This window comes from Bradyrhizobium sp. B117 (assembly GCF_038969555.1).
Taxonomy (GTDB): domain Bacteria; phylum Pseudomonadota; class Alphaproteobacteria; order Rhizobiales; family Xanthobacteraceae; genus Bradyrhizobium.
On record NZ_CP152414.1, the window covers coordinates 7885154 to 7903868 of the forward strand.

Sequence of the window (18715 nt, forward strand, 5' to 3'; positions counted from 1 at the left end):
CAATGACTGGATTCTCGACCGGAAGACTTGGGAGCGATCAGGTTTGCAAGATGCTGAGATTGTCGCGAGCAAAGACCAAAGCGCGCAGGCCCCGATTGCCGGACGGAATTCGTATCTACGCTATCAGCGACATTCATGGATGCGCTGACCTTCTTCAGCAAATGTTTACCGTGATTGACCGCGATTTGGCCAATCTCGGCTCAATGAGAGCAATCCACGTCTTTCTGGGCGACTACATCGACCGCGGCCCGGAATCTCGTCGGACTATCGATCTTCTAATTGAGCGCGGGCTGAGACATGAATCGGTGTTTCTGAAGGGAAATCACGAGGCATTCCTTCTGGAGGCGCTTCAGGAGCCGCTCCAACTGCAAGCTTGGCGTCGATTTGGTGGACTCCAGACGCTGACTTCCTATGGACTTAGGCCTTCGCTTAGCCCCGATGCTTCTGAGCAAGCAGAGCTCATCAGACAATTGGCCATCGCCATTCCGCCGCATCACATGAGGTTTCTTGGTGGACTTCGTGCGCGCTTCGTATGTGGAGATTTCTTCTTTGTGCATGCAGGTGTGCGGCCTGGAGTGCCCTTGGCAAAGCAAGAAGAACACGACCTTTTGTGGATCCGCGAAGAATTCCTGCAAAGCGACGAAAAATTCGGAAAGTACATCGTGCACGGCCACACGCCAGTTCAACAGCCGGACATTCGCCCCAACCGCGCAAATATCGACACCGGCGCCTACGCAACGGGCAATTTGACGTTGTTGACCGTCCAGGGCGACAGCCTGCTTGCGCTCTGAGCAAAGGCATCTTTCAATGAAATCGGCCGTTGGTTTCCGCGTCGTTCTAATAGTCCTCGCACTGATCCTGGGCTGCTATGGCGTCGCGTCGACAGTCGCGGAACTCGATACGGCGGTCCGGCCGACATTCCCGAATGATCCAAGTAACATCAGCGCGCCGGCAGGCGCAGCGTCCGTCTGGCCAGGAGGCATCCCGCTCTTCAGATCCGATTTGAAGAGCAACCACGCGCTAATTGTTACGCTTCAGGCGATCCAGCATGGCGTGACCCTAACCGGCTCGGCTGAGGGTGATCGCGCAAGATCGCGTGCGGTACGCACGCTCTCAGCGGCGCCCTACGATGCTGAACTTTGGCTCGCTATGGCGCTCCTCGAAGCCCAACGCGACCCCAACGGGCCGGGCGTTATCGAGGCGCTCAAGATGGCCTATTTTACGGGACCAAACGACCTTCGCCTTCTGCCAATGCGTCTCGATACCGCAACCGCAGGTGATGCGCTTATCGATCCCGACCTGGCCGACCTCGCTCAAGGTGACGTGCGGCTCATGCTGACGCGACTGCCGGAGATGAAGTCCTCGCTCGAGCTCAGTTACCGGCGCGCCTCAAAACGGGGCAGGGCTTTTCTGGAGCAAGCGGTGCAGACGATTGACCCGACCTTCCTGGCCACGCTGCGCAAGTAGCTTTTCGACGCGGCCAAGCGACGGACTTGGCTTGCCCAATCCAGTCGGACAGTCTAAGATCACGGCGGTTGGGGGAATATGCCACCATGCGATCTCTTCTTGCACTTCTCGCGCTCTCTTCAAGCCTGACTGTTTACGCTGCGCCGGCTTTCGCTGCCGACTATTCCGTCCCGCCGGTAGCCGTTCGCCGAGTGAGCGCTGCGCCGTATATTGATCGCGGTCCCAATCCTTATTGCGGCCCGCGCTGCGGCTGCCCGATCGTAGTTCACGTTCGACATCGGTCGCTGGAGCGCTTCTATCCTTCCGGATTCGACCCGCGTACCAGGGACGACGACCCGACCTACGCCTATGGCCGGATCCGGACGTATGCCCGCTTTGCTCATCCGGCCTTCCCGGAGCGGGTTCTGCAATATTGAATCCTGGGAGAGCTCAAGTTAACCGCACGACTAGTTGTTGCTCGCCGGCGGCCTGAACTCCGGAAAGCGACTCAATAGCGCGGACTTCAGGAATTTGAAATGGGCTATCGAGGACGCGAGCTCCTTGAGGCGACGCTGCCCATTCTGAATTTCCTTGTCGAAAAGATTCTGGTGGCGGGTGTCGAGCGTCTCCCGTTCAAGGTATTCGTCATCGCCGTTGCCAATGGTCACAGAGGCCCGCGCCAGCACATCCTCGACCCGCTGGTTCAACCCGGTCTGCTCACGCTCGGCTTCGTGTAGAGCCAGCTCAATGGCAACCATGATGGCTTCGATGCGCGACCGATCGGTCTCGGCATCGCGTTCGGGTGCGCGCGCGCGGAATTCCCGTGCTCGCCCGAGGCTATCTCTTAGGAAATGGTGGGTACGGGCTCGCAAGAACAGCTGGAACATCTGTGATTTCCGGTCTGAGGCGCTAGACCGGACGATGGGTCCGGCTTGGTTAATAAAGGCTAAAAGCTTCGCCTCTGTCGCGCGGCTTTCCGGCGTCCACGCCTTCAAGGAGCCTCAATGCGTAGCGTTCCAGCCAGCGCTGCCCCCTCGGCCAGCCACAAAGAACGCTTCGAAACCGCACCCCGCACGGGACTGCGAATCGAAATAACGGGAAAAGCCGACTATGCCGCTGCCGCCACCAGGAGATCGAGTTCATGCTCGAGCGCGCTCCGCCAATCGGGCGTGAGAATCCCGAATTCGCGGCGTAGCCGTTCCAGGCTCAGCCGCGAATTTGCAGGCCGCTTTGCCTTTACGGGAAACTCATGAGAGCGAATTGGAACAATGTCCTCGACTTGAAGCGACCAGCCCCGCGATCTCAGCCCCTCCACAATGGCCGAAGCGAAACCATGGAAGCTCGTTTCCCCCGCGCAAACGACGTTCAGAACGCCTTTTCGCTGCTCGAACGTCGCGTCTAAGCCTGAACGATCCATCGGCACAATGTTCGCTACGACGTCGACGATCGTCTTTGCCGAAGTCGGAGCTCCGATCTGATCCGCGACGATTCTGAGCTCCTTACGCTCTTTCGCCAAACGAGCGATTGTTTTGAGAAAATTGGCGCCGCTGGCCGCATAAACCCATGACGTGCGGACGATCAAATAAGGGCAACCGGCCGCAGCAATGGCGGCATCGCCTGCGAGCTTGCTGGAGCCGTAAACGGAAAGCGGGTTGGGTACGCTATCCTCGCGCCAGGGCTCGCTTCCCGAGCCGTCAAAGACATAATCTGTCGAAAAGTGCACCAGTGGGACGCTTTTTCGCGCAGCCCATCGCGCAATCGCGGCCGGGGCTTCCGCGTTAATTCGGAATGCTAACTCGTGCTCAACTTCGGCGCGGTCGACAGCGGTGAAAGCCGCAGGGTTCACGATGAGGTCCGGTGCAAAGCGATCGAGCTTTTGGGACAGTGCGTCAGGTTGCGCAAAATCGAACTCGGACCGCGGCGGCGCGATGACAGTTGCACGCTGCTGGAGCAGCGGAAGGAGCGTACCACCAACCTGCCCGTTGGTTCCAGTGAGCAGGACGCGCATCACACACGTCCATAAACGGGGAGGTCCGTGACCTCCTCAAGCAGTGGGGCGCCGCCATCCTTGGCCGAGAGCAACGGATTTGTCACTTTCCAATCAATTCCGATGGCCGGATCGTTCCATCGAACCGCTATCTCATCCTTTGGGCTGTAGGGGTTGTCGCACTTGTAGAAGAAATCAGCCGTCTCGGACAGAACGACAAACCCGTGGGCAAACCCGCGAGGGACCCATAATTGGCGACGTTTCTCCTCGCATAACTCAACGGCGACATGCCGCCCGAAATTTGGGCTTCCGACGCGAACGTCGACAGCCACATCGAGCACCCGGCCTCGAAGGACGGTGACGAGCTTTCCCTGTGCGACCGGGTTTTGCAAATGCAGTCCGCGAAGCACGCCACGCTCAGACCGGGACAAATTGTCCTGAACAAACGGCCGTCCAATTCCATGCTCGGCGTACCGGCTTGACTGGTAGGTTTCGAGGAAGAAGCCCCGCTGGTCCCCAAACATTTTAGGCTCGATGATCAGGACTTCTGGCAATTCTGTCGCAATAACATTCATCGGCGGAATTCGCGTCCCGTGCACGAGCATTTACTTTAGCATTGTAGCAAACTTGTGCGGCGCACACTATCTGATACTTTCTGGCTGGTAAATCTGCGAGGGACCATGAAAGGCATCATTCTGGCCGGTGGAACTGGCTCGCGCCTCTATCCGGTAACGACTGTCGTTTCTAAGCAATTGCTACCGGTTTTTGACAAGCCAATGGTTTACTACCCGCTGTCGACGCTGATGCTCGCCGGCATTCGGGAAATTTTGATTATCTCGACCCCTCAGGACAAGCCGCTGTTCCAACGGCTGCTCGGCGATGGCGCCGAACTAGGCTTGAGGTTTTCCTACGCCACACAGGAGATACCTCGCGGCCTCGCCGACGCCTTTATCGTCGGCCGCGATTTTGTCGGCGATGACTGCGTCGCACTGGTCTTGGGTGACAACATTTTCTACGGGCACGGCTTGCCGGAGATGCTGGCAAAAGCATCTGCTCGCAAGAGCGGCGCTACGGTGTTTGGTTACGTCGTTAACACGCCAGAGCAATATGGCGTTATCGAGCTCGACAAATCGGGCCGTGCCCTGTCGATCGAAGAAAAACCCAGTCAACCAAAATCGGATGTGGCGGTCACGGGCCTCTATTTCTACGACAACGATGTTCTCGACATTGCCGCCAATGTGAAACCCTCGGGCCGAGGTGAGATTGAAATAACCGACGTCAACAAGGCGTATCTCGAACGTGGCGATCTGTTCGTGGAGGTTCTTGGTCGCGGGTTTGCTTGGCTCGATACCGGCACACACGCTTCCCTGGTCGAAGCCAGTCACTTCGTACAAATCCTCGAACAGCGCCAAGGGCTTCGCATCGCCTGTCCCGAAGAAATCGCGTTGAGACAAGGGTATATCTCGATCGAGGCCTTCAACGTGCTAGCCGAGAAGACCGCAAAGAGCAGTTACGGCGAATACTTGAAATCTGTGGCACGCTCATTCCGCGCGTGATTGCTTACATCGAGGCAAGAAAGTCATGCGTTTCAATGGATCCACTATCTTCGTCACCGGCGGCGCGGGCTTCATCGGATCGGCCGTCGTCCGCCACTTGTTGCGCGACACGCACGCGCGCGTCGTCAATATTGACAAGCTAACTTACGCGGCCAGTCTCGAATCACTGCCGGGTGCGGAAGGCAACCCGAATTACGCATTCGAAAAGCAGTGCATTTGTGAAGGAAATTCGCTTCGCAAACTATTCGAGAAATATCAGCCTGACGGAGTAATGAACCTCGCGGCAGAAAGCCACGTCGACCGCTCCATCGATGGCCCTGGCGAGTTCATTCAAACGAATATCGTGGGAACCTTTACGTTGCTGCAGGAGGCATTGCGTTACTGGAGAGCTCTCTCGCAAGAGCGCCGTTCGCGCTTTCGTTTTCTCCATATTTCGACCGATGAGGTCTTCGGCACGCTCGGTGACGAAGGACTATTTTCCGAGGAGACCGCGTATGCGCCGAACTCCCCTTACTCCGCGAGCAAGGCATCCTCGGATCATCTGGTTCGCGCATGGCGGGAGACCTACGAGCTTCCCACCTTGGTGACCAACTGCTCCAACAATTACGGTCCCTACCATTTCCCGGAAAAGCTGATCCCTCACATGATCATCAAGGGGCTCGCAGAAGATGCTCTGCCGATCTATGGTGATGGACAGAATGTTCGCGACTGGCTCTACGTCGAGGATCATGCCAAGGCACTTGCGCTCGTATTGGAGCGGGGCGTGGTCGGAGACACGTACAATGTCGGCGGGCGGAACGAGCGCACCAATCTGCAGGTCGTGGAAGGAATTTGCGACCTGTTGGACGAACTTTCGCCTTCCACAAGAGGCTCTCGCCGAAGCTTAATTGCTTTTGTTGCCGATCGTCCAGGACATGATCGCCGCTACGCAATCGATGCTTCAAAGCTCGAGCGCACGCTTGGATGGCGTGCTGACGAAAATTTCGAGAGCGGCTTGGCCAAGACGGTCCGGTGGTTCTATGACAATCGCGATTGGTGGCAGGCAATTCTTGATCGCGGCTACCAACAGAAACGTGTCGGACTAGGTTAGCTGATTGACATTCTTTCTCGACGATTTGCTATCCGCGCGCGGCATTCTAACTAAGCTCAAAGCCAAATAGATTGACGTATAGGATTAGCGAATACTACCTTGCTTGGGGCAGCGGCTCAGCGGTAACAAGTTGAATCTGCCATTAAAGACCGGGCTCGTTGCATCGCCAGGTAGATGTCAGAAAAACGCGGGAATAGGCGGTCCGACGGACCGCAAATTTTCCCCGCAGCATCTAGCCGAGACCAATTCGCCTAGACTAGCTCTCTTCACGACGAGAAACTATCCAGGCAATTCTCCTGCGGCCAATTAGGATAGCAGGCATTCCTCGAAATGCTCCGACTACGATCTAAGCTCTACTCGGTTCTGCACCAACCACGCCTTCCAGGCACCGTCGTGCTTGGCATACAGCTCCTGCCAGCGCTGCTCACCGGCTGCCGGCCACGGGACCTTCCCGTCGCGGAGAACTTGGCCCTCGGATAGGTCGGCAACCGGTTTGCTGTCCAGCCGTTCGAACTCGAAGGTCTCTTCAAGCGTCAGCCCAATCAAAACTCGTCGCCCGCCCGCATCCACGAAATATCGCCGCGGCGCATTGTTCCTCAGATCAGTCATGACGCGCCGCCTCTTCCCAGATCCACGGTCCGCCTAGCGCGCCAAGCCGGCGGCCATAGGTCCACACGAAAACCGGTCCCGCCACAACCGGGACGGCCAAAGCGACGAGCCAGATCATCAATTCAATTCCCGCTCAACAGCGCAAGGATGCAAAATCATCTGCCTGAAATCCATGCGGAACCTAGCCATCACCAAACCGATAGACAACGGCGGCCGCGATTTAACCTAAGTGGACATGGTTACCTTGGTCATCGCGGACGCCGCCCAGTCGCTCCGGGCAGATGTTGCCATCACGGTAGCTGCCTTCCAGTCGTGTCGTCTAAAAAGCGCGCCGCGCGGCCGGCCGGGATGTCGGCGCGCCATAGGGCGCGTAAAGCTGGCGCATGTGCTTGCGCTTGCGCGAACGCCAGGCACGCGCGAGATAGCCAACTCCGAAGCCCGCGAAGAAGATCAAGCCTACGATCAAGACCGGTGTCATTGGGAAGTCTTTCCATTTGCGGAACGTTTCCTTCTCCCAGACACAGCATTCTCACCCTCCAGATTTGTCGATATCGTGATGAGTGCTGCTGATTTCGTTTTCACAGGCGAGAAATATTGGACAGCCATCTGCTTGAGGATCGATCACCCGCATGCAGTCAGCCGACGAGCCACAGGATCAATCTCAGCAGCGATAGCGTGATGAAATAGACCCAGCCGGCCATCGCGATCAGCACAACACTGAAGAATGCGCCTTCGAATGCCCGTTCTTTGATCTTGGTGAGCGGCAATGCCGCCCGGGCTTTTTGAAGCATCTGCGTGTTCGCATTGTTTGTTTGCGCGATCATAAGCTAACGAATTCGACGATCTCGTGACGCGTCCTCATGAGATGAGGCGCAGGAATCCATCAAGGGAGAATTCACGGAGGAGCATGTTGCATGCACGCATCATGACTCGATCGATTGTGAACCAGAGTTGACACGATCGTCACGATTTCGCGCGCGATGATTCGTTTCGTCTCGATCGGCATGATCCTGCAAGGCGTGAGCGCGAGCGGGCAATGAACGTCGCCGAGGCAAGCTAGCGCGGAGCTATCGGCACGAAATCCGCAGCCTGTCCGTCGGTGCCCGACCGCCCGCGGAAGACAAAGAAGCCCTTGTCCGTCGAGACGATATCTCCTGGCTGCAGCGTGTCATCGCTTAGCACACGTTCAGTGGCGATTTTCTCCGGCGGGTCTGGCACGAACGTCCGCAACGGAGCATTTAGCCGCCACTCCCGTCGTGCCTGCTCAGCCCGCGAGCGAGCCTCCCCGATCCGGCGCTTCCAATCTTCACAGGAGATATGGCTATCGGGGGATGCAACGAGATCACTAGCCTCGCTTTCGGCCGCCGAACCGGCCATCGAGACCTCGTCGCCGGCCCGAGCCTGACCACTCCAGGCCTGAATCATCACGACCAACGCAACCATGGCGCCGAAATCCGGTCTCAGAGGGAGCATTGCGATCGTCCGACCATTCAAAGCCCATAGTAGTTCCTCAGTGCGACTGTGTCAGCAGCGACCGATAGAGAACCAGTTGCACAACCTCCGTCATTTAACACCAGCTCGCAGGAATTCGGCCCGAGCTCGAGAACATGGAGCGTATCGCCTGCGGCAGTCGGCCTTGCATCGCCGGTCAGGCGAGGCCCCTCGGCGGCGAACAGAGCAAGGACGGCGAGGCCTGCAAGATCAACTCACGCTTCGAACGCAACGCTCGATGTCGATACCATCTGCGCGACGAGTTCTCGGGCGGCACCGCCATTCCTCCCGGGACGCTACGGCGAATTGCGAACTTGAAACGGGCTCGCACAAACTCACTCTGCGAGAGCCTTATTGAGGCGGGGGCAGTCTAGATCACAGCCACTCGCCCGTAAGCCGCCGTCACTCACGAAAACTCCGTGGTTATACGTGGATCGCGCGCCGATTTCGTCGCGGTAAGGTTGAGAGGTTAGCTTAATTCCCAGTCCTTGTTGCGCGTTTCGTCGGATCGCCTATCCATCTCCGCACCGGGCTCCCCCAAGCCCGGCCCCACCCAAGCAAAGCCGCTGAGCGAACCGCTTGGCGGCTTTGTCGTCGTGTCGACGTGAGAGGATAGTTTCGGTTATGGCGCGCAAGCCCTGGTCATTCAAGGAAGACCGCCGCCTCATGGAATTGGCCAAGTCTTCGACCTCGCTGGAAGAGGCAGCGAAACAGCTCGGGCGATCACCCGACGCAATCAAGCGGATGGCCTTGCGCCTCGGCCTGTCGCTCAAGTCGAAGGCAACCAAGAAAGGCTAGCAGCCCGGCGGAAGGGGAGCTGAGCCGCTTGGCAACCACACCCCGCTCTCCGCGTTTGAGCGAGATCCGGCTGCCCCGGCGCCTACCCCGGCAATTCCACCAGCCATAACGAGCCCGCCTGCGGTGGTTGGGCGGCCCGGAGCAGACCAGCGGGTTACAGGGCGCACCGAGCACGACCTGGAACGGGCGCCCGGCGGTCGTTAGTCGGCCCGCCTTAAACCTTATCTTAGCGCCTCCGGGTTAAGTTCAGATAATCCTCTTTTAACCCTGTCCAGGGCCGGATGCGATCAATACGGCCGAGATTTGCGACGGCGGCGCTCGTGCTTGCGGGCGCGGTGACGCTTGGATTAGGCGGCCACTTCGCCGCTATACAATTCATTCACGATCAGCAGCCGCGCCATCTGGAAGAGCTGATCGAGGTCGTTACGCGCCGCTTAGAGCTCGCGGTCGACTTTGCCGCAGCAAGCCTCGACCAGTTGGCAAGTCGAGGGCTCGCCACCTGCGATCCGGCCGCGTTGCAGGCGATCCGTCTCCACGTTTATCGGCGCTCGGCGGTCAAGGATGTGCGACTGGTCAACGCCGACGGCTCGGTGATCTGCTCGGCCTATTCGGAGACGCTGGAATTCGACAAGGGCTGGGCCGATCGCGGCGACATGCTGGCCTCGCGCGATGCGGGGCTGATGCTGTTTCGCGTCGAGCAATTCGGCGGCGACGCCCTCGGCGTGCTCAGGGACATCGGCAACAACAAGGCGCTGGTCGCCATCCTCGGCATCAACTCCAGCCTGTTCGATATCATGCCGGCGGAATTGCGTGCGCATGGTCAGGTCCTGTTGGCGCTCACGAACGGCGCGCAGCTTGGCGAATTCATGCTTGATGCCGACAAGGCGTTGCCGCATCCGGTCGACTTCGAGAAGCGCTCGGACCGTTACCCGCTGCGCACGACGATCCGCATCGACCGGACAGTTCTGTCGACATGGAACAGCCAGGTCTATTGGCCGGCCATGGCTCTCTCGCTCGCGCTGGGCGCGATCTTCGGCCTGCTGCTGTCGCGGACGCGACGCGTAGAGGGCCCCGTCGCCGATCTCGACCGCGCCTTGGCACGCGGCGAATTCAGGCCCTATTTTCAGCCAGTCTTCGATCTCAAGACCAGGCAGATCAAAGGATGCGAGATCCTGGTGCGTTGGCTGCGCGAGGATGGCTCCGTCGTGCCTCCAATGAATTTCATCCCGCTGGCGGAGTCCAGCGGACGGATCCAAGGCATGACTTGGCAGCTTCTCGGCCGTGCCCTGACCGACCTGCAGCCGCACCTGAAGGCCGACAAGGAATTCAAGCTTTCGCTCAATGTCGTGCCCAAGCACCTCTTGAGCGCGGGTTTCATCGAGACGCTGCGCAGCACCGTCGGTGCGGCCAGGGTCTCCACACGTCAGATTGTGATCGAGGTGACCGAACGCGACGAACTCGATGACCTTGTGCGCGCCGCGGCCGTGGTGAGCGAGTTACGCGAGCATGGCTTCCGCGTTGCCATCGACGACGTCGGCGTCGGCCATAGCGGGCTATCGCGCTTGAAAGGCCTGGGCGCCAACACCATCAAGATCGACAAGTTCTTCGTCGACACCATCGCGGTGGATGCGTCGACCACGGCCATCGTGGAGATGCTGGTCGCGCTCGCGGGCGATCTAAGCATGAGTGTGATCGCGGAAGGGATCGAGACCGAAGAGCAGGTCCGCGCCCTGATCTCCTGCGGCGTCGAAGAGGGCCAGGGCTATCTCGTCTCCGCGCCATTGCCCGTCGAGGAATTCGTCGAGCTTCTTGAGAGACGTAGATTGGCTGGCCTCGAGGGCGGGACACAAACAGCCGCGCTTGTTGCGTAGAAAAGCAGGTCGGCGAGCCGGCTCGAAAGCAGCCGCCTGCAAGGAGCGCCTTCACGTCTGACGAATCCGAGCTGGCACGGCAAATGCTTAGAGGGTGCCATGCTGGCACTGCTCTTCCTATTGGCTATTTTTGCGGCTGGATTTGCCGCGGGTTACGGCATTCGCGAGCTGCGTTCACGGCGGCGCCGACGCAGGTTCAGGCGAATTGCCTTCTGAACGGGCGCGACGCAATTGTTCACGATGTTGACACACGTTCACCCCGACCTTGAGGAGGCATTCTGCGGATGGATCGAAAGTTCCGGTCAGCGCGGGCAAATTCATGTGATCGCGAGTCATCGGAAGTCCGCAAAACTGCCTTATGAATGTTGACCAGCACCGGTATCGGACGGACAAGCTCTCCGATGGTGGTACGTTTGCATGTTTGACATCATATTCTTGGCTGCCATCGTGGCGATTTCGTTCGCGGCTGGTTATGGCACGCGATCCGTGGTCTCGCAGAGACGTCGTACAAAATATCTCAAGCTGAAGCCGTATGTGCGCCCCTCCAAGTCGTCGGAGCCGCCACAGTTCCTGCTCCGTCCTCGCGGCGGAAATGTCGCTCAGATGCCTAGGGTTGCATCAAACGGCCGTCGCAGCGGCTGATCTCGGCGGGGGTTCCGGCCCGGCCCTCGCCGGGCCCGATGAAGATTGCTCTGTTGCTACGAACCGTCAGTCGCGCTCTCGTCGTACCGAGGGGCACCGGCCTCCTTAACGATAGCAAAGGGTTTTCCGGCACCAACTCGCAGGGTTGGGTATGGTGCCGACATGTTTCGCAACCCCCTCGTCACGGCCACTGGCGTCTGCTTTGCCCTGATAACTTACGCCACCTTGGCGAAGTTGGCGGGTCGCCCCGTGCTTGTCGGCCATCACGAAGCCTATTGGATCGTCGTCGTCGAGCGGTTCAGCGCTTATGGACTACTGGGCTTTCTCTTGTCTTTTTTGCTGCCTGGACGCTTCCGCCTGGCTTGCATGCTCGTGCTGTCAGTCGCAATCGGGCTCGAGGTTCTGCAAGCTCTGACGCCCGATCGCGATCCGGCCCTGGTGGACGTGCTGCAGAAAGCAGCTGGCGGAACAGTGGGTGTCCTGTTGGCTCAGACAATTCTTGCCTTCTTGCCGAGACCTCCATCCTAGACACGTTCTGCATACTCTGCTCAAAGCTCGCAGCGGATTGGCAAACTGCGGCTTCTGATCCACAATTCACACCCTGTTGAGAGGATTTCGAACGATGGCCCGCAAACTTCATGTGCTTCTGGGTGGAGCTTTGCTCATTGCCACATCGTCCTCGGCAGTCGCCCAAGGCACCTATCCGAGCGGTGTGCGCAGTGGCTACACTGGCACGACGTCCGGTTCACCCGCCCCGGCCACCAGCGCTACGGGAACGTCCTCCTCTCCGACACCATCGACTCGAAACTTGGGAACCGGCCAAGGGCGTACCGAGGGCGCGATGGGGCTTTCGCCGCAATTGCAGAAAGAGTTGGGAATTGGTCGTCAGCAGTAGGCGTGTTGCGCCTAGCCTATCCGTAAATTGATTGAAGACGCCCACATTTGATCGGCGACGTCAACCAAGCCTGCTGCCCCCTCGCCGAGACGCGCCTCTGATCAGCGGCTCACCGGTTCTTCCGGCGCTTCCTGACCGCGAACCACCGCACGCGCGGTTCCGAGATCGGCCGCTCGGCCGCTATGCGAGCGCAACATGACCTCGAACGACCTCTTGACCCCGCCAAGGTCATGGTCGATCGAAGCGTCGCGCAGCATGGCGCGCGCATCGGTGTGAAAAAGCAGGGCTGCGGCAACGGCCAGAGGGAACACGTGCTTCATGCTGGGTCCGACAATCAATTCCAGCGTGATGCCATTGCGCGAAAGTACGACGAAATGGCGACGCTTCGTTGCCACAGAGCGGCCTTTTAACGATCTTGAGCGTGACCGCTCCGGGCCAAGGCCGTTCGCCTGCACTAAGCCGCTTGAACTGGATTTGGCGGCAGCCTCTATTTCGTCATCTGCCCGCGCAACTCGCCACCCGGATTCGTGGCGGTGTGGATGTTCGCGTACCACTTGCCAGCCAGCAGGTCCGCAGCCTGCGTGTCGGTGAGCGTAGCGCTGCCCTGGATCGGGCTCTGCACCGTCTTGAACGGCAAGGCGATGCCGGCGTTCTTGCCGGCTTCGCCGGGGCCATGGAAATGAGCCCCCATCGCCGGGCCCGTCAGGCCGGCAAAGGTGACCGTGTAGGTGAGAGTTTTCGTCTCGGTATCGTAGGTCGCTTCCGCCTTGCCCGTGCCGGGCGAATTGTTTGGAGGCACCTCATTGCCGCCTTTGAGGTCGGCCTGAAGTTTCACGACCTCCGCGCTGGCCGGCGCTGCGGTCGCAATCGCCGCGCCGAACAGAGCTGTTCCCACCAGCGTCACGCACGCCCGATATGCGGCTGTCCTCATGGCATCCTCCTGCAGGCTGTATGCCCGTGCGGGTTGAAACCCCGAGGACCAGCCGGAAATTCCGGAGCCGAATTTATGCCTGATTCGGAGCAGGGATAGCGGAAATCTCCGTGCGGATCGCAATGGCCCGCCCCTAGCGACGGCTCAAGCCACCCCGCGCCTGCCGAGCAACTCGTGCGGTGTCAGGAGTTCGGCCATCTGCCGATGCGTGGCCTGGAGCGCCTCGATGGCGCCGTCGAGATCGAAATCCGACTCGCGGACGGAGGCGAAGAACTTGGCCGTCAACGCCAGATCCAGTTTGACGCGCGTCGTTCCGTCGCGGCTCTTGCGACGGTCAAGTGACAGGTGAATGGCTCTCAACCTGGCTTCACTGCTGTCGCAATCGCACAGTCTTCCGAGTTCGTTATAGGTCATCCAGATCTGAGGCATGTTCTTCTTCCACCACCGTTATCGGGCTTCAGATTTAGATTTCACGTCTAAAGGCACGGTTTCTTCGGTCCGGCTGCGGCGTCTTTTCGAGGCAACAGCGTCAATGCAGTACTAAGATGCGGGAGACCTGGGAGGCCCAGGGAAGTGGCGCGGCCGGGAACGGCTATCGAGCCCCTTGGGCAATTTGTCATTGAGCTTCACGACGGCACGTCGCGTCTCGGCGGCAGGTTGATCCTCCTGGCAGTAGATCAGCGTCGCCTCGAACATCACGTCAGGCGCTTGCCTGGCCGTTCCCGAGCAGGTCGCCATCGCCCCGCTGCACACGCCGGAGAGCTCGACCTCGACCTCGTCATGCCCGAACACGGTCGGCGGGCCGTCGGCATACCGCTTCGTGGTCAGGAGGGCCGTGAAGCGCTGCTGGTCGACGCGATAGGATCCACCATAGGTGAAGAAGCTGTCGCTGCCCGAGATCCGACCTTCGGCCAGATGTACGACGCCGGTGCCCTGGCCACGTGGGGTCCTGAACCAGGCAGCGTATTTGCCGTCTCTCAGCATGAAAAACATCCGTCGCAATTCCATGGGTATTTGCGACGAACTCTGGGGCGCGACAATGACCGATACGACGAGCATTTCGCCACGGTTAACGCCCCGCAAAGCCAACCCGTCAAATTGCTGCCGGCGCGCAAAGACGCGACGGCCGACGTCAGAACAATTCTATGCCGTCATCCGCGGCCTTGACCGCTTCGAGCCCGCGCGTAGTGGCAATCGACGCCAGCCCGAGCGTTTGCAGGGATTCGCAGTGGACGTCCCGCTCGCGCTCCATCGTGTAGCGCGCGAAGAGACCGTCGAGCATCGCCTGATCCTGCGCCTCCGGCTGCGGCCCTGCGCGCTCGCGGTGGCGAGGCTTCCGGCGACCGCGGGCAATGCCGAGGAGCCCTTCACCGAGCGTGGTCATCAGGCCCTGCGCCGAATTCATCAGCCCCTCGAATTCGGCACCTTCATCGACGAGCCGGCTCATCAGCTTGCCGAGCCGTTCGTTGCCGGCCGACCTCGCGCAGCGCCCTAAGGATCTGCGGCTCGAGCTTGGCGAGCTGGGTCGGATCGCCCTGCACGCGTAGTTGTTTCAGCTCTTGCGCGGAGCGTTCGATACTGTCGAGCACGGGCCGCAGGCGCCCTGCGCCCGCCGAGACCTGATCGGCGGTCGCCTTGAGCTCACCTTGCCCTGGCACAGGCGGCGGGATGATCGCATCGGCCGTCAGCTTCTTCCCGATAACCCTGCGGTCGGAGCGCGGACCGCACGCGCCGCCGATTTGACCGTCTCACGCAACTGCGTGGAGCATTCAAACAGCGCCTGCCGTGTGTCGATCTTCGGCTTGGGCACGATGTCGACCGCGCCGGCCTCGAACGCCTCGAACATCACGTTCGAGCCCTCTTCGGTAAGCGAGGAGCAGATGATCGCCGGGATCGGACGCTGCGCCATGATCTTGCGCAGGAAGATCATGCCATCCATGCGCGGCATCTCGATATCGAGAATGATGACATGGGTCAGCTCCTTCTCGGCGACGAAGGGATCGGAGGCAGTCGCCATCACCTCGCCGCACGTGTGGTCGCAGTCGCCGACGTCTTCGACGCCCTGACGACGCGGCGCCCCTATAAAGAGCCGATGCCGCTGGAGGCGGCGCGCAACTACCTGGTCGAGCATCAAGGCCGTCAGTTCGACCCGGCCTGCGTCGAGGCCTTCCTGTCGCGCTGGGACGAGGTCGTTGAGATCGCCGCCGGGCAGCAGGCGACGCCATATCAGAAGACCGAGGCGACGCTCGTTCCTAATATAGAGTGTGCGGTGGAGAGCAGCCCGGCCATCCCGGCCGCCTGATATTATCCATTCGGCCAACGGCTTGCCGCGGCTCCGTTTTCTCCGGTCGCCGGGTTGAACCTGTTCCTGCTAAAGTGGCACCAATACTAAGAGTGATTCTGGTCACACATGCCTGGGCGCGCCGCTGCTAAGCATCGGACCAGGACGGGGACCGGTAGAGCATCGGTCGAACTGGATGAGCATTCCCATGAAACGCCTGATCGGCGCCGCTATCGGCGCGTTCTGTCTTGCGGTCCCCGCTTTGGCCGAGACGCCGGCCGCGATCGTCGAGGACGTCCAGGGCAAGGTCGACGGCGTCGCGTTCATGGACTATGTGGCGCCGGGCAAGATCATCAAGCTCGGCCCCAAGGCCAGCATCACGCTGAGCTATCTCAAATCCTGCCAACGCGAGACCATCAGCGAAGGCGTCGTCCTGGTCGGCGCCGAGCAGAGCACCGTGCAGCTTGGCGACGTCAAGCGGGAAAAAGTGCCCTGCGATACCAACGCCGCGAAACTGTCGGAGCGCGAGGCGAACCAGAGTGCCGCGACCACCTTCCGCACCATGCGCTCGGACACCAAGGGCGCGCCATCGAAGCTACCGACGCTGTACGGCACAGCGCCGCTGGTGCAGGCCAAGAGCGGCAGCACGCTCGTGATCGAGCGCACCGACGGCAAGGAGCCCACGATCAGCGTGCCGCTCAAGAGCGAGATCATGGTCGGCGGCAAATTTTACGACTTTGCCAAAGCCGGGAAGTCGCTGACCCCCGGCGGCAGCTATCTCGCCATTCTCGGCGCCAAGCGTTATGCCTTCCAGGTCGACGCCAGCGCGACGTCATCACCGACGCCGATCGTCGGCCGCCTGCTGCGGCTCGAATAGGCAGCCTAGCGACGGGGCGATGCGGCGGATCGGCAGACGGGACATCGTTGCGGCGATCCTGATTGCGCTCCTTGCGGGCGCGGTCTTCACGTCCCCGCCGTTCCAGACGCTGCAAGGTCTCTCGCTCGATATCCTCACAGCGTTGCGATGGAAGCTTTTCGGCGATCGTCGCGATCCCGCGACATCGCCTGTCGTCGTCGTAGCCATCGACGGCGAGACCTACGACACCCCGCCGTTCAGGGGATCGCCGACACAAACCTGGACACGCGAGATCGGCCGGGTGCTCGCCAGCATCAGTGACGGCGGCGCCAAGGTGATCGGCTTCGACGTGATCTTCAAGAGCTCGATCGAGCAGTCGGAGATTCCCTTTGGCGACACGTCGTTCGGCAGCCGGATAAGAGGATTTGACCGGGACTACCTGATTGCGCTGCGGCAGCTCTCCGACGGCGGCAAGCTGTTACTCGGCGAAATCCTCAGCAACGACCATCCGGACAGGCCCGACCGCGCGCAGCAACTGGCAGTGAAAGGCAATATCCGCGCCCTAAACGTCCATACCGACACCGATGACGTCATTCGGCGGATGCCGCTGAGCTTTCTGACCGATGGCAAGCCAGCCCCCACGATGGCGGTGGAGCTCGCCGCGCGTGCGCTCGGCGCGAAGCCCGACACAGGAGCTTCTGGCGTGACGGAATTGTCCGGTTACACGATCCCGAGCAGCGTCCCCAACACGTTGACACTCAATTACCGGGGCATGGGCCGCGACGTCCCTGCTTATTCCTTCGCCGACCTGCGCGCCTGCGTCGAGAGAGGCGACCGCGATTTCTTCCGCCGGGCCTTTGACGGCAAGGTCGTGTTAATCGGCAGCATCCTGACCTTCGATGACCGCAAGCTGACCTCGATGCGTCTTACCGGCGGCTATGACGGGATGCCGGGAGCGAGATGCGCCCTGCCCGCACCCGCAAGCACTGCGCAGAAGGCCCGGAGCGACGTCGCCGGTGTGTTCGTGCACGCCGCGGTAGTGCGAAACCTGATCGAGCGCGATGCCGTGACCGAGCTCGGTTTTCCCATGCGCACTATTCTGACGATCGTGTTCGCGGCGATCATCGCCTGCGCCGCCTGCCTGCTTGCACCGGGCGGCGCGCTGATCGTGTGGCTAGCCCTCACCGCCATTTACACCGCCGCGGCCGTCGGCGCGTTTGTGCATGCGATGGCGCTGCCGCTGACCGAGCCCGCGCTCGCAAGCCTTGCCGCGCTCGCGATGATGATCGGCTACCGCTTCGTGCTCGCCGATCGCGACGAGCGTTTCCTGCGCAAGAGCTTTGCCCTTTATCTCGCCCCCGAAATCATCGAGACCATGGTCGCCTCCGGCAAGATGCCGGAGCTCGGCGGCGAGATGCGCAACGTCACCATGTTCTTCTCCGATCTCAGTGGCTTCTCCTCTATCGCCGAAAAGATGACGCCGGACGAGCTGGTGAAGCTGATGAACGAATATCTCTCCGCCATGACCGATATCATCGAGAGCCATGGCGGCTATGTCGACAAATATATCGGCGATTCCATCGTCGCCATGTTCGGCGCCCCGGCCGACGATCCCGCCCATGCGCGCAACGCCGTGCGCGCCGCGCTGAAGTGTCAGGACAAGCTCGCGGAGCTGAACGCCCACAATCCCGCCTTCGCCGGCCACGGTCTGTCGCACCGTATCGGCCTCAACAGCGGCGAAGCCGTGGTCGGCAATATCGGCTCCCACCGCCGCTTCAACTACACCGTGATGAGCGACACCGTGAACGTCGCCTCGCGCTTGGAAGGCGCCAACAAATATTACGGCACCGCGATCATGGCCTCGGAAGCGACGGTCGCGCAGACCGGCGACACTTTTGCATGGCGCGAGCTCGATGCGATCAGGGTCTTGGGGCGCGGCGAAGCGATCAAGGTGTTCGAGCCGCTCGCCGAGAGGAGCACGCAGACTGCCGAGCAGGCGAAGGTCGCTGCGGCGTATGCCGAGGGGCTGACGTGTTGGCGGGCAAGGGAGTTTGCGAAGGCAGCTGACGCGTTCGGCGGCGTCGCGAAGATCGATCCGGCATCGGCGCTGTTCGCGAAACGTGCGAAGGCTCTGAGCGCAGATCCACCGTCGTCGGATTGGACGCCGGTCAACACGCTGGAAGGGAAGTAGCAGCCGCGAGCCGCTCGCTTCCCTTCTCCCCTTGTGGGCCTGTTGCGCTACTGCCTTTTGCGACAGGAGAC

22 protein-coding genes and 2 pseudogenes are annotated in these 18715 nt (G+C 60.5%); 10 read left to right on the forward strand and 14 right to left on the reverse strand.

All coding sequences use genetic code 11. From position 1 onward, the window contains the following. The first annotated feature begins 50 nt into the window (after nt 1-50). Together AAFG16_RS38165 and AAFG16_RS38170 are read left to right on the forward strand one after the other, a co-directional pair. Entirely contained in the window at nt 51-791 is a 741-nt protein-coding gene (locus AAFG16_RS38165; protein WP_342733681.1) for a metallophosphoesterase family protein, read from the forward strand. Between the two features lie 16 nt (nt 792-807). Beyond that, nucleotides 808-1467 (forward strand): hypothetical protein, encoded by a 660-nt coding sequence (locus tag AAFG16_RS38170; RefSeq protein ID WP_342733683.1) that lies wholly within the window; start codon nt 808-810, stop codon nt 1465-1467. A 446-nt stretch (nt 1468-1913) separates the two neighbouring features. Here AAFG16_RS38170 and AAFG16_RS38175 read toward each other — a convergent pair whose 3' ends face one another. The 3 genes from AAFG16_RS38175 to rfbC all read right to left on the reverse strand — a co-directional run bounded on the left by AAFG16_RS38175 (nt 1914) and on the right by rfbC (nt 4008). Then, on the reverse strand, nt 1914-2333 hold the full coding sequence (locus tag AAFG16_RS38175) for a hypothetical protein (protein WP_342733685.1): 420 nt from the start codon (nt 2331-2333) through the stop codon (nt 1914-1916). A gap of 221 nt (nt 2334-2554) precedes the next feature. Further along, nucleotides 2555-3454, reverse strand: coding sequence for a dTDP-4-dehydrorhamnose reductase (gene rfbD, locus AAFG16_RS38180; RefSeq protein ID WP_342733687.1), 900 nt, complete (start codon nt 3452-3454; stop codon nt 2555-2557). After that, on the reverse strand, nt 3454-4008 hold the full coding sequence (rfbC, locus tag AAFG16_RS38185) for a dTDP-4-dehydrorhamnose 3,5-epimerase (RefSeq protein WP_342733689.1): 555 nt from the start codon (nt 4006-4008) through the stop codon (nt 3454-3456). Before rfbC ends, rfbD begins: the two co-directional genes overlap by 1 nt. A gap of 105 nt (nt 4009-4113) precedes the next feature. Between rfbC and rfbA the strand changes: the two genes are divergently transcribed. Both rfbA and rfbB read left to right on the forward strand, forming a co-directional pair. After that, nucleotides 4114-4989: a glucose-1-phosphate thymidylyltransferase RfbA gene (gene rfbA, locus AAFG16_RS38190; protein ID WP_342733691.1), complete on the forward strand. Its 876-nt coding sequence runs from the start codon at nt 4114-4116 to the stop codon at nt 4987-4989. A gap of 25 nt (nt 4990-5014) precedes the next feature. Then, the gene (gene rfbB / locus AAFG16_RS38195) at nt 5015-6079 is read left to right on the forward strand and encodes a dTDP-glucose 4,6-dehydratase (protein WP_342733693.1); all 1065 of its coding nucleotides are present in this window, start codon (nt 5015-5017) and stop codon (nt 6077-6079) included. Nucleotides 6080-6418: 339 nt separating this feature from the next. Here rfbB and AAFG16_RS38200 read toward each other — a convergent pair whose 3' ends face one another. From AAFG16_RS38200 to AAFG16_RS38215, 4 genes are all read right to left on the reverse strand, one after another. Next, nucleotides 6419-6688 (reverse strand): hypothetical protein, encoded by a 270-nt coding sequence (locus AAFG16_RS38200; protein ID WP_342733695.1) that lies wholly within the window; start codon nt 6686-6688, stop codon nt 6419-6421. 319 nt (nt 6689-7007) lie between these two features. Next, nucleotides 7008-7166 (reverse strand): hypothetical protein, encoded by a 159-nt coding sequence (locus tag AAFG16_RS38205; protein ID WP_342733697.1) that lies wholly within the window; start codon nt 7164-7166, stop codon nt 7008-7010. A gap of 157 nt (nt 7167-7323) precedes the next feature. Further along, on the reverse strand, nt 7324-7512 hold the full coding sequence (locus tag AAFG16_RS38210; protein ID WP_342733699.1) for a hypothetical protein: 189 nt from the start codon (nt 7510-7512) through the stop codon (nt 7324-7326). 232 nt (nt 7513-7744) lie between these two features. After that, on the reverse strand, nt 7745-8131 hold the full coding sequence (locus AAFG16_RS38215) for a hypothetical protein (RefSeq protein ID WP_342733701.1): 387 nt from the start codon (nt 8129-8131) through the stop codon (nt 7745-7747). A gap of 672 nt (nt 8132-8803) precedes the next feature. Between AAFG16_RS38215 and AAFG16_RS38220 the strand changes: the two genes are divergently transcribed. From AAFG16_RS38220 to AAFG16_RS38230, 3 genes are all read left to right on the forward strand, one after another. Then, entirely contained in the window at nt 8804-8977 is a 174-nt protein-coding gene (locus tag AAFG16_RS38220; RefSeq protein WP_342733703.1) for a hypothetical protein, read from the forward strand. 281 nt (nt 8978-9258) lie between these two features. After that, on the forward strand, nt 9259-10848 hold the full coding sequence (locus AAFG16_RS38225; RefSeq protein WP_342733705.1) for an EAL domain-containing protein: 1590 nt from the start codon (nt 9259-9261) through the stop codon (nt 10846-10848). Nucleotides 10849-11652: 804 nt separating this feature from the next. Beyond that, nucleotides 11653-12018 carry a VanZ family protein gene (locus AAFG16_RS38230; protein ID WP_283081471.1) on the forward strand — a complete coding sequence of 122 codons (366 nt, stop codon included), beginning with the start codon at nt 11653-11655 and terminating at the stop codon, nt 12016-12018. A gap of 468 nt (nt 12019-12486) precedes the next feature. Here the strand turns inward: AAFG16_RS38230 and AAFG16_RS38235 are convergent, their stop codons facing one another. From AAFG16_RS38235 to AAFG16_RS38265, 7 genes and pseudogenes are all read right to left on the reverse strand, one after another. Next, nucleotides 12487-12840 carry a hypothetical protein gene (locus AAFG16_RS38235; RefSeq protein WP_283081472.1) on the reverse strand — a complete coding sequence of 118 codons (354 nt, stop codon included), beginning with the start codon at nt 12838-12840 and terminating at the stop codon, nt 12487-12489. Nucleotides 12841-12872: 32 nt separating this feature from the next. Continuing rightward, nucleotides 12873-13316: a CHRD domain-containing protein gene (locus AAFG16_RS38240; protein ID WP_283081473.1), complete on the reverse strand. Its 444-nt coding sequence runs from the start codon at nt 13314-13316 to the stop codon at nt 12873-12875. Nucleotides 13317-13460: 144 nt separating this feature from the next. Beyond that, nucleotides 13461-13745 carry a hypothetical protein gene (locus tag AAFG16_RS38245; RefSeq protein WP_342733711.1) on the reverse strand — a complete coding sequence of 95 codons (285 nt, stop codon included), beginning with the start codon at nt 13743-13745 and terminating at the stop codon, nt 13461-13463. 111 nt (nt 13746-13856) lie between these two features. Then, a complete protein-coding gene (locus AAFG16_RS38250; RefSeq protein WP_342733713.1) occupies nt 13857-14300 on the reverse strand; it encodes a hypothetical protein in 444 nt (147 codons plus the stop codon). A gap of 148 nt (nt 14301-14448) precedes the next feature. Further along, a complete protein-coding gene (locus AAFG16_RS38255) occupies nt 14449-14763 on the reverse strand; it encodes a hypothetical protein (protein ID WP_342733715.1) in 315 nt (104 codons plus the stop codon). Next, nucleotides 14744-14905 (reverse strand): hypothetical protein, encoded by a 162-nt coding sequence (locus AAFG16_RS38260; RefSeq protein WP_342741109.1) that lies wholly within the window; start codon nt 14903-14905, stop codon nt 14744-14746. The genes AAFG16_RS38255 and AAFG16_RS38260 overlap by 20 nt, the downstream gene beginning before the upstream one ends. A gap of 27 nt (nt 14906-14932) precedes the next feature. After that, nucleotides 14933-15339 (reverse strand): annotated as a pseudogene (locus tag AAFG16_RS38265) (response regulator); the annotation flags it as partial. Between AAFG16_RS38265 and AAFG16_RS38270 the strand changes: the two are divergent. The 3 genes and pseudogenes from AAFG16_RS38270 to AAFG16_RS38280 form a co-directional block, all read left to right on the forward strand. Beyond that, nucleotides 15337-15618, forward strand: a pseudogene (locus tag AAFG16_RS38270) (HD domain-containing phosphohydrolase); the annotation flags it as partial. The pseudogenes AAFG16_RS38265 and AAFG16_RS38270 sit on opposite strands and share 3 nt — an antisense overlap. Before the next feature lie 187 nt (nt 15619-15805). Then, nucleotides 15806-16474, forward strand: a complete 669-nt coding sequence (locus tag AAFG16_RS38275; RefSeq protein WP_342733717.1) for a hypothetical protein — start codon at nt 15806-15808, stop codon at nt 16472-16474. A 19-nt stretch (nt 16475-16493) separates the two neighbouring features. After that, nucleotides 16494-18644 (forward strand): adenylate/guanylate cyclase domain-containing protein, encoded by a 2151-nt coding sequence (locus AAFG16_RS38280; RefSeq protein ID WP_342733719.1) that lies wholly within the window; start codon nt 16494-16496, stop codon nt 18642-18644. Nucleotides 18645-18715: the final 71 nt, after the last annotated feature.